This is a genomic window from Aminobacter sp. LjRoot7, assembly GCF_964252895.1.
Lineage (GTDB): Bacteria > Pseudomonadota > Alphaproteobacteria > Rhizobiales > Rhizobiaceae > Aminobacter > Aminobacter aminovorans_B.
In genome coordinates this window covers 90,795-100,398 of record NZ_CAXUPX020000014.1, presented here as the reverse complement: position 1 = coordinate 100,398, position 9,604 = coordinate 90,795, and the positions used below count along the sequence as shown (strand labels likewise).

9 protein-coding genes are annotated in these 9,604 nt (G+C 62.3%); 6 read left to right on the top strand and 3 right to left on the bottom strand.

The annotated features are described in order from the left end of the window. The 3 genes from ACSQ3E_RS27980 to ACSQ3E_RS27970 form a co-directional block, all read left to right on the top strand. On the top strand, window positions 1-235 hold a 235-nt coding region (locus ACSQ3E_RS27980; RefSeq protein WP_436125164.1), incomplete at its 5' end, for a hypothetical protein. 19 nt (window positions 236-254) lie between these two features. Beyond that, window positions 255-1,217, top strand: coding sequence for a hypothetical protein (locus ACSQ3E_RS27975; RefSeq protein WP_436125163.1), 963 nt, complete (start codon window positions 255-257; stop codon window positions 1,215-1,217). Window positions 1,218-1,342: 125 nt separating this feature from the next. Next, window positions 1,343-2,017, top strand: a complete 675-nt coding sequence (locus tag ACSQ3E_RS27970; RefSeq protein ID WP_436125162.1) for an outer membrane protein — start codon at window positions 1,343-1,345, stop codon at window positions 2,015-2,017. Window positions 2,018-2,078: 61 nt separating this feature from the next. Here the strand turns inward: ACSQ3E_RS27970 and ACSQ3E_RS27965 are convergent, their stop codons facing one another. From ACSQ3E_RS27965 to ACSQ3E_RS27955, 3 genes are all read right to left on the bottom strand, one after another. Continuing rightward, window positions 2,079-2,849: a TylF/MycF/NovP-related O-methyltransferase gene (locus ACSQ3E_RS27965; RefSeq protein ID WP_436125161.1), complete on the bottom strand. Its 771-nt coding sequence runs from the start codon at window positions 2,847-2,849 to the stop codon at window positions 2,079-2,081. Window positions 2,850-2,907: 58 nt separating this feature from the next. Next, window positions 2,908-3,402 (bottom strand): hypothetical protein, encoded by a 495-nt coding sequence (locus tag ACSQ3E_RS27960; RefSeq protein WP_436125160.1) that lies wholly within the window; start codon window positions 3,400-3,402, stop codon window positions 2,908-2,910. Window positions 3,403-3,759: 357 nt separating this feature from the next. Beyond that, window positions 3,760-3,987 (bottom strand): hypothetical protein, encoded by a 228-nt coding sequence (locus tag ACSQ3E_RS27955; RefSeq protein WP_067957276.1) that lies wholly within the window; start codon window positions 3,985-3,987, stop codon window positions 3,760-3,762. Between the two features lie 698 nt (window positions 3,988-4,685). Here ACSQ3E_RS27955 and ACSQ3E_RS27950 point away from each other — a divergent pair. From ACSQ3E_RS27950 to ACSQ3E_RS27940, 3 genes are all read left to right on the top strand, one after another. Next, a complete protein-coding gene (locus ACSQ3E_RS27950; protein WP_310321752.1) occupies window positions 4,686-5,042 on the top strand; it encodes a putative quinol monooxygenase in 357 nt (118 codons plus the stop codon). Window positions 5,043-5,287: 245 nt separating this feature from the next. Further along, window positions 5,288-8,233: a response regulator gene (locus tag ACSQ3E_RS27945; RefSeq protein ID WP_436125159.1), complete on the top strand. Its 2,946-nt coding sequence runs from the start codon at window positions 5,288-5,290 to the stop codon at window positions 8,231-8,233. 290 nt (window positions 8,234-8,523) lie between these two features. Then, window positions 8,524-9,561, top strand: coding sequence for a PstS family phosphate ABC transporter substrate-binding protein (locus ACSQ3E_RS27940; protein WP_310321463.1), 1,038 nt, complete (start codon window positions 8,524-8,526; stop codon window positions 9,559-9,561). Window positions 9,562-9,604 lie beyond the last annotated feature (43 nt).

Below are 9,604 nucleotides of genomic sequence, written 5' to 3'. Positions count from 1 at the left end.
CCGAGGCCTTGTCCTGTGGTTGTTGGTTGGTATCGGCGCCAGTCGTTCAGTGGCATTGCGCAGTCAGGAGAAAGCGTTGGCCGACAGCACCGGACTTGCCAAGCCGGCACGAAACCGCCCTGTGCTATCGGTTTTCCTGCAGGCGTCAGCAATGTTCAATTCAGGATTGCTTGATATCAACTGGCCGGGTTACTGCCACGAGCCGCCCAGAGGGGCTCATTGCCAAACAATGTAATTTCAATCGCGACTTTCAAATGCACCTGCCTGTCCAGAGTTCGCCCTACCAGTCGACAGACCCGATGACCGCAGCGGAGCTGATTGCGCATCCGCTCTTTCCACGCATCGATCGGCGCCTGGCGATGCATCTGATCGCCATCCACGAGCAGACGCCAAGGCTGGCACGGCTCAAGGCTTCGCACCGCAAATGGCTGATGACCCAATCGCTTTATGCACTGACTCTCGAGCGCACCGAGGACGACCCTCACTCCGGTCTTTCGCAGTCGCGCCTTGTCGACATCGCCACCAGCATCGGCGCGGTGAGCCACAACACGGCACGGGCGTTTCTGCAGGAGCTTTTGACCTACAAGTTCCTGACTGAGATCCCCACCCCTCACGACAAGCGGCTGCGCCTGCTGGACACCACCGAGGCGAGCCGCAAGGCGATGACGGGGTGGTTCATGGGGCATATGAGCTGCCTCGATGAACTGGACAATGGCGGCCGCCACGCCCGCTGCGTGGCCGACGGCAGGATCTTCCGGGCGGCACAGCCGCGCGCCGCGCGCCGACTCATCGAGAACCCGGTGTGGCGCTATCCGGCCGAAAGCATCAATTCGTTCCTGCAGTCGGAACTGGGCGGCATGATCCTGCACGAAATCATCTCGCGCATCGACGACTTCACGCCGCGGGACGGCAAGGTGGTCGTCGGCCCCTCCAGCCTGGCGGACCTCGCCGCGCAATACTTCATCTCCGTCACGAACCTGCGCAGGATGTTCAAGAAGGCGGAGACAAGCGGACTGATGGGCTGGGCGGAGGCATCGGACCAGCGGGTGTTGTGGCTGTCGGCTACGTTCCTGGACGATTATCTCCTGTGGCAGGCGCAGAAATTTGCCGCGCTGGACGAGGCCTATTGCTGGGCGGTTCAAAACGTCGCCGGAGACACGACGACGTCACCGCCAGATGCGGCAGAACTGCCACAACATGATGGAGCGGGAGGATAGCACCAGATTTGGTCGTTTACCGGGCGCGGAGCTAACCCCTATCACGCACCGCAGGGCGTGCAGCAGTCAGGTTTCAGGGCAACGAAGAGTTGCCGTGTTGTGCCCCGTCATTTCAGGGGTTTTTCATGAAAACAGTTCTACTTGCCTCGACCTTCCTGCTTGCCGTTGCAGGCAGCGCTTTTGCTGCCGATGTGGTTGCTCACGAGCCGGCGCCCGCGGCAGCGCCGGCAGGTTTTGTCTGGACCGGTGGTTATGTCGGCCTGCATGGCGGCTATGCCTGGCTGAACGGCACGGTCGATGTCGCTACGGCCGAACGGCCCTTCGATATCGACGGCTTCGACAACGGACTGCTCGGCGTCCACGCGGGCTACAATTGGCAGCTCAATGGCAACTTCGTCGCCGGCGTCGAGGCTGACATCTCGCATACATGGACCAAGCGGGATCTGGTCGTCCGCGTCAGTGTTCCCGATTTCCTGCCGATGAACATTCCTGTCGAAGCCGGGACCAACTGGCAAGGCAGCGCACGCCTGCGTGTCGGCTACGCGATGGACCGCACGCTGATCTTCGCGACCGGCGGCGTGGGCTTCGCCAATACCTATGTGAAGATGCAGGCATACGACGAAAGCAATACGTTCCTCGGCTGGACCGCGGGCGCCGGCATCGAGCATGCGTTCACCGACAACTGGATCGGCCGTTTCGAGTACCGCTATGCCGACTTCGGCTCCGAGGCGTTCCCGGGAGGTATCAATATCGATCTCAAGGAACACACCGTGCGCGCCGGCATCAGCTACAAGTTCTGACCGCAGTGCTTGCAAAACAAGCCCGGCCTCGTGCCGGGCTTTGTTTCTTCCGGACGCCGGGCTAGAGCTTGATCGCCGTCCGGACCGCGTAGCTGGTGCGATGCAGGAGAAGGGACGGGGTCTTGGCGAAGAGTTCGTCCACGGCCTGGCGGGATCCCTCCCAATGCCCGTAGTCGTCGATGATCAGTACCCCGCCCGTTACCAGGCGGGGATAAAGCACTTCGAGTTCAAGCTTGGTCGACTCGTACCAGTCGGTGTCGAGCCGCAGGATGGATATCGCTTCGGGGACCGGTTTCCGGAGCGTCTCCAGCACGTCGCCCTTGACCAGCCGTACCTGGCTGTCGTCGAAGCCGTTGGTGTCGAACGTATTGCGGACGTCAGCGGCATCCGCATAGCACCAGCGCCCGTCGTCGGCGAACTGCTCAATGTATCCGCTGGCGCTGTTGCCTCCGATGTCGACGTCGGCAGCCGTCGGCGCGGTCATGCCTTCGAACGTATCGTAGAGCCAGAGCTGTCTTGGCCGAGGTTTCTTGAGCAAATGGCGCTTCGCCGGCTTGTCGAGATGCCGGAAGGTGAGGGCTGCAAGAAGCGAGCTTCCGCCCCGCCAAACACCGCACTCGACGAAATCGCCTGGAATCTGACGCACGGCGACATATCTGGCCGCCTGATAGAGCGAAAACATCACTTCCTTGGAAGTCATCGTGTATTCGCGGGCTATCGCGAACAATTCCGTAAAAAGGGGGTCGCGATCAATATCGGCAATGGGTTGGTCCTCTACCTCCGCAGCATGCCGCGAGGAATAGATGATCGGTCGTTTGCTCGTGTCGCTCATTGTCGCGCTTTAGCGCGCAAGACCCCGTACCGACAAGGCCGTCGCCTCCGGCTAGCGCTCACTCATTCGGCAGAACCCGCGCGAATTCGACGCCGTCGATGACGAGCAGGCGGGGCTCGGGGGCGGCGGCGATGCGCTGGACGCCGTCGCTGCAGGAAAACACCGGCCAACCGCTGTCGGCGCACAGGATCTCGACGAACCAGTTGCCGAGCTGGTCGGTCAGGCTGATGTGCAAGGCGCCGTCCTTGAGGCGCCGGGCATGGGAGCCGTTGGTCGCCGTCCAGGTCCACGGCCCGCCGAAAGGCGGCCGCGAGAACATGACAAAGGGATAGGTCCTCGGCGGCAGGTCTTCATATTCGGTCGCCATGCGATAGCGCATCATTGCGGTGGTGTAGTCGGCGGCGATGGACGGCCAGCGCGCATAAAGGATGCCAACGCCATGCTGGTGCGGATCGACCAGCAACTGCCGGGCACGGCTCTCGGCAGCATGGACCGTCGTTGCCATGGCAACGGCAGCGATGGCGGCAAGCAGCATTGCGATGCGTCGCGACATGTGCCCGGGCCTTAGAGCCTGTCCCTGTTCGGAACGAGCGCCAATTTCTCGTTGGAGCGTGACCTTGCCCGGAAACCCGTTTCCCGGTTTTCGGGAAAGAATCAGTCGACATCATTGTCGCTGCTTGACGTAACGGGATCAATGGCGGGACCAAATCCGCAGATCGATCGCCAAAGGTCATGATGGAGCGGAAAAAATATCTGGAAATTTGAATCGAGATGAATGACCCGCGCGCCCCGACATCAGGGCGATGCCGAGGCTTGGTGACGCACGCCAGCGGGCTGGCGTAGACATCACCCGGTCCCGAAAGCCTGACGCTTCCGGGCTATCAATTCGGGGTTGCAGTCCGCCTTTTGGTCAGGCGGCGGCTCTTGCCCTGAAACGGGGTATGCTTGCCAGCAGCAGATCCTTGTCACGCACGCCGCTACGATAAAGCTTGAGGAGCGTCCTCGCTATCTCGCTTGCCCACACGGAGCTCGGGTCTTCGCCGCGTTCGTGGCAAATCTGGTCGAACACATGCTGAAGAAGCGCGAGATCCCTGGGATAAATCGGGGAGTTAGGCTGGGTGAAAAGTACGTGCTCCATAGTCTTCTCCCATATGGTGCTTGTTCTTTTGTCTTATGCTTTGCTGCTGAGTTTTTGCCTGCTTGCTGCGCGGTCAGCAAAGCTGATCGCGATCAATAACTAAATCCGCGCTCATGCCCGAGGGTATAGAACGAGGATAGAGTTCAGCATCGTCACGTATGTGGAAGCATCTGCCGCAGGCGATCGCATCAATATGCCTCCTTGAGGCAAAGGTTGCATGCTGGCGTGGGTCATTTCAGGGCGGAAATTCTGCTCTACAACCTGTGTGATGTCGAGTCACTCTGGGTTGCAACGGAGTTGCAGGAAAAGGCGCCCGAAAACAGGCGAAAGGGCCCGCCAGGAGGGGAACGGCAGGCCCTTTCTGGGCGTGGCTGAAAGGAAAAGACCACGCCCGGTGTGCCAGAACGCAACTCTCCGGGGCGGGAAATGGTTCCCTTGAGGCGGGCTTACGTTACATCAGGTCACCGACAGTGATCGTTTGCCTTCATCATTTGTTCACCATCAACTCCCCACCATTCATGTGCGCAATGTATCGAGTGCGCGTCTTTGGCAACGCCCGGCGGGCTGCACAACCCTTCGCCCGCCGGTGCGCCTCAAGGCCCGTGACTTGGCCTTTCCAACGCTGCCTGCATGACTTAGCCTGACGTCACCGCCGCTGCCCGGCAGGATCGCAGGAAAGGCATAAGCTCTTGGCTGAAATGACCATCATCGTCGAATTCGAGACAGTGGACGGGGCGGAGGAGCAGTTCCTCGACCTGATTTCGGAACATGCCCGCGCTACGCTGCAGGAAGAGCCGGGTTGCCTGCGCTTCGAGGTCATCAAGCCGGTGGAGCGCGACGGCACGCCGATCGCCAACAAGGTGATGGTCAACGAGCTTTATGCCGACGATGCGGCTGTTGCCGCGCATGAGCGCAACCCGCGCATGCCCGATGTGCAGGCGGCACTGTCGCCCTTGCTGAAGTCGCGCCGGCTGATCCTGGCGCGGTCGCTCGGTCTCGTCGATCCCAATGGCGGCATGCGGCCAGAAGAACTCAACGCCGCCAATGACGACTAGGGCGGAGGTTTCGGGTCGACCTGGCTCCGCTCGGGGCCGTTTCCCTATTGCCCGATTCTGACGTTGCGGAAAGTAAACGCAGGTTCGGTGCAGTTTTCTGCGGGTTCTCGCTCCAGTTACATCTGCAATTGCTCATGTGAGGCTCTGCTGCGTTAAGGTTAGTCAGTCGTTAATGCTTCTGCGGCAAGGTTTGTCGTGGCGGTCTGCGGGGGAGCAGCATCGCGCCATGCATGCAGGGCTGACGGATGCGGAAAATTCTGGGCTCGGACGCCAACGATCCGACCGGCGAGCCGGCCAATGAGCGGGAACTGACGAACGAGGCTGGCGGCGCGCGGGCCCTGGACGATCTCGACCTGCCTTATGCCGATCTCGAACGCACCATCGAATCGATGAACATGGGCGTGGTGCTGGTCGATGCCGGCCTCAACGTGCAGTTCATCAATCGGGCCTTCCACGACATCTGGAAACTCACCATCGGCCAGGTCGCCGTCGGCTGCCCGTTCCGGGCGCTGATGGACATCAACCGCTACAGCGGCGTCTATGCCGTCGCCGACGCGGATTGGGAAAGCTACGTCGCCCTGCGCGAGTCCGAGATTTCGGCCGGCGACGTCGCGCCGCGCGAATTCCGCCGTGCCGACGGCTGCACCATGATCTATTCGGTCACCGCCCTGTCCGGTGGCAAGCGGCTGGTCTCCTACTACGACGTCAGCGAGATGAAGCGCCGCGAGGTCGAGGCCGTCGAGGCCCGCCACCGGCTGGCCGAGGTGCTGGAATCGCTGCCGGCAGGCGTCGTCATCTATGATCGCGACGACCGTTTCGTGCTCGCCAACCGCAAGCTCAAGAGCGCCTTGCCGGCACTGCATGACGTGCTGGCCGAAGGCCGCACGCTGCGTGACAGCATGGTGGCGGCGCAGCGCTCGGGCTATTTCCGCGACACCAGCGACGACGACCTTGACGCCCTTTATGACGCCGATCCCGACGCCTGGGTCGAGGGCATGATGGAACGCTACCACTCCAGCCAGGCGGTTAGGGAGCGGCGCAATCCCGATGGGCGCTGGTACCAGATCTTCGACCAGCGGCTGGCCGACGGCACCTTCATCGGCGTGCGCGTCGACATCACCGAACTCAAGCAGCGCGAGCGCGCGCTGCAGGACTCGATGCGCGAGAACGAAGTGTTCCGCAGCCTGATCGACAATGTTCCGGTGTCGATCTACGCCAAGCACGCCGACCTCAGGCTGATGTATGTCAACCAGGGCTGGTGCGAGCTGACCGGCTATTCCAAGGAAGAAGCCATCGGCAAGACCGACCTGGAGATTTTCGGCGCCGAGGGCGAGCCCTTCATGGAGGCCGACCGCGAGGTCATGCGCCGTGGCACGACGGTGGAGATCGAAGAGACGGCGACATGCGCCGACGGGATGGTGCGCCACCAGTTCGCGCGCAAGGGCGCGATGGTCGCATCTGACGGATCGCTCTACCTGATCGGCTCGACGACCGACATCACCGAACTCAAGCAGCGCGAGGTCGAGCTCGAGGAAGCGCAGCGCCGGGCGGTGCTGGCGGACCGGGCCAAGTCCGAATTCCTCGCCAATATGAGCCACGAGATCCGCACGCCGATGAACGGCGTGCTCGGCATGGCCGAGCTTCTGGCGAAATCCGACCTCGACCCCAAGCAGAAGACCTTCACCGACATCATCGTCAAATCAGGCAACGCGCTGCTGACGATCATCAACGACATCCTTGACTTCTCGAAGATCGATGCCGGCCAGCTGGTGCTCGACCCGATCCCGTTCAACCTGTCGGAGGCGATCGAGGACGTCGCAACGCTGATGTCGACGCGTGCCAAGGAGAAGGACCTCGAGCTGATCGTCAGGATGCAGCCCGATCTCCGGCACCTCTATGTCGGCGATGTCGGCCGCATCAGGCAGATCATCACCAACCTGCTCGGCAACGCGGTGAAGTTCACCGATTCCGGCCATGTGCTGGTCGACGTGACGGGGCGTAGCGACGGCGAGCAGACCAAGCTGCATGTAGCGGTGACCGATACCGGCATCGGCATTCCCGAGGCCAAACTCAAGCTGGTGTTCGAGAAGTTCAGCCAGGTCGATGCGTCGTCGACGCGACGGCACGAAGGTACCGGCCTCGGCCTCGCCATTACCTCGCGCCTCGTCGACATGATGGGCGGCGAGATCGGCGTGGAAAGTGGCGAGGGGGCCGGCTCGACCTTCTGGTTCACGCTGACGCTGCCCAATGCCGGTCGGCTGGAGACGCGGCCGGCTGCCCTGATCGACGTGACTGGCGCGCGCGTGCTGATCGTCGACGACAATGCGGTCAACCGCACGATCCTGACCGAGCAGATGCTGTCATGGGGTTTCGATTCCTGTGCCGCCAAGAGCGGCGCCGAGGGCCTGCAGGTGCTGCAGGCGGCGCAGGCGATGGGTGTCACCGTCGACTGCATCGTGCTCGACTACCAGATGCCCGGCATGACCGGCGCCGAGATGGCGCGGATCGTCAGGCAGTCGCCGACCCTGTCGGAGACGCCCATCGTCATGCTGACCTCGGTCGACCAGTCGCTTTCGGGGCCTGGGCACCGCGACCTTGCGATCGATGCCCAGCTGATCAAGCCGGCGCGCTCGTCGGCGCTTTTGGAAGCGCTGGTCGCGGCGATCCAGCGCAAGCGGGCGCCCAACCTCACAGCGGCGCAGATGGCCGATGCGCAAGTGCCGGCTAAACATTCAAGCGCCGCGGCGCCGCAAGCCACCCGTCTGCGCGGCGGCCAGCGGCCGGCCGGCGATGGCGGGCTCGACATTCTCGTTGCCGAAGACAACGAGGTGAACCAGATGGTGTTCAGCCAGATCCTGGCCGAGACCGAGCTCAGTTTCGAGATCGTCGGCAATGGGCGGCGCGCGGTTGCCGCCTATGGCGAGCGTCGCCCCAGGATGATCCTGATGGACGTGTCGATGCCCGAGATGAACGGGCTCGAAGCAACGAGCGAAATCCGCAAGCTCGAACGCGGCACCGGCATGCGCGTGCCGATCATCGGCGTCACCGCGCACGCGCTGAAAGGCGATAAAGAACGCTGCCTCGAAGCTGGCATGGACGACTACCTGCCCAAGCCGATCAGCCCGCGCGCGCTGCTCGAAAAGATCGAGCGCTGGTCGTGGCAGGACGAGGAGCGCCGCGGCGCCGTCTGACCCGAATCCAGGACACAGCTTCCGGCCGGCTCTCAAAGACTGTGGAAATGTGACGGTACTGCACGCCAAAGACCGGCCTGCCGCTGGGTAGGCGGCTTGCTTTCGTTGCCTGCCTGTAGTTTGCCTCGCGCCGGCAAAGGACCGAGGAAACGACCCCTTCAGCGCCATGCACAGCAACCGTTACAGGGGTGACACGAAACTGTCATGCAACTGTAATAGAGGGGGGCTATTGGCTCACCGGGCGCCGAGGAATGGCGTCATAAGAGATACTCCAACAGGAGCAGGCCCCAATGAAAAAAGCTCTTCTCACTGCGTCGGCTGCTGCCTTCGCGATCGCAGCCTCGGTAGGCTATGCCTCGGCCCGCGACCAGATCCAGGTTGCCGGTTCCTCGACCGTTCTGCCCTATGCAAAGATCGTTGCCGAACAGTTCGGCGAGACCTTCACCAACTTCAAGACCCCCGTCGTTGAATCGGGCGGCTCGGGCGCTGGCATCAAGGAATTCTGCAAGGGCGTCGGCGAGAACACCATCGACATCGCCAACTCCTCGCGTCCGATGAAGAAGGACGAAGTGAAGTCCTGCGTCGACGCCGGCGTCAAGGACATCCAGGAAGTGAAGATCGGCTATGACGGCATTGTCTTCGCAACCGACGTCAAGGGCCCGGACTGGGCGCTGACCCCTGAGGACGTCTACAAGGCGCTGGCCGCCAAGATCGCTGTCGACGGCAAGCTGGTCGACAACCCGAACACCAAGTGGAACCAGGTCAACCCGAACCTGCCCGACTGGGACATCGCTGCCTACATCCCGGGCGAAAAGCACGGCACCCGTGAAGTGTTCGAAGAGAAGCTGCTGATCGCCGGCTGCAAGAAGCTCGGCGGCGTTGACGCCGGCAAAGCTTCGGGCCTCGACGACAAGGCTGCGGAAGCTGCCTGCAAGGCCGTGCGCAAGGATGGCAAGGCTGTCGACATCGACGGCGACTACTCCGAGACGCTGGCTCGCATCGACTCGAACAAGACCGGCGTCGGCGTGTTCGGCCTGGCCTTCTACGAAAACAACGCCGACAAGCTGAAGGTCGCCACCGTCGGCGGCATCACGCCTTCGGTCGAGACCATCGCCAAGGGCGAGTATCCGGTGTCCCGTCCGCTGTTCTTCTACGTCAAGAAGGCACATCTCGGCGTCGTTCCCGGCCTGAAGGAATATGTCGAGTTCTTCCTCGACGACCAGATGGTCGGCCCGGAAAGCCCGCTTGCCGACTACGGCCTGGTTGCTGCTCCTGACGCAGAGCGCGCTGCCCAGCGCGAAGCCTTCGGCGCCGGCAAGACCATGTAATATCGAACTGCCATGGGGCGACGGAAAAATCCGCCGCCCCATG

What these genes read in the sequence shown, in the direction of transcription:
- ACSQ3E_RS27955 (WP_067957276.1), bottom strand. Translation starts at nt 3,987, where the DNA reads ATGGAGCACGTACTTTTCACCCAGCCTAACTCCCCGATTTATCCCAGG.
- ACSQ3E_RS27940 (WP_310321463.1), top strand. Translation starts at nt 8,524, where the DNA reads ATGAAAAAAGCTCTTCTCACTGCGTCGGCTGCTGCCTTCGCGATCGCA.
- ACSQ3E_RS27965 (WP_436125161.1), bottom strand. Translation starts at nt 2,849, where the DNA reads ATGAGCGACACGAGCAAACGACCGATCATCTATTCCTCGCGGCATGCT.
- ACSQ3E_RS27975 (WP_436125163.1), top strand. Translation starts at nt 255, where the DNA reads ATGCACCTGCCTGTCCAGAGTTCGCCCTACCAGTCGACAGACCCGATG.
- ACSQ3E_RS27945 (WP_436125159.1), top strand. Translation starts at nt 5,288, where the DNA reads ATGCGGAAAATTCTGGGCTCGGACGCCAACGATCCGACCGGCGAGCCG.
- ACSQ3E_RS27950 (WP_310321752.1), top strand. Translation starts at nt 4,686, where the DNA reads ATGACCATCATCGTCGAATTCGAGACAGTGGACGGGGCGGAGGAGCAG.
- ACSQ3E_RS27970 (WP_436125162.1), top strand. Translation starts at nt 1,343, where the DNA reads ATGAAAACAGTTCTACTTGCCTCGACCTTCCTGCTTGCCGTTGCAGGC.
- ACSQ3E_RS27960 (WP_436125160.1), bottom strand. Translation starts at nt 3,402, where the DNA reads ATGTCGCGACGCATCGCAATGCTGCTTGCCGCCATCGCTGCCGTTGCC.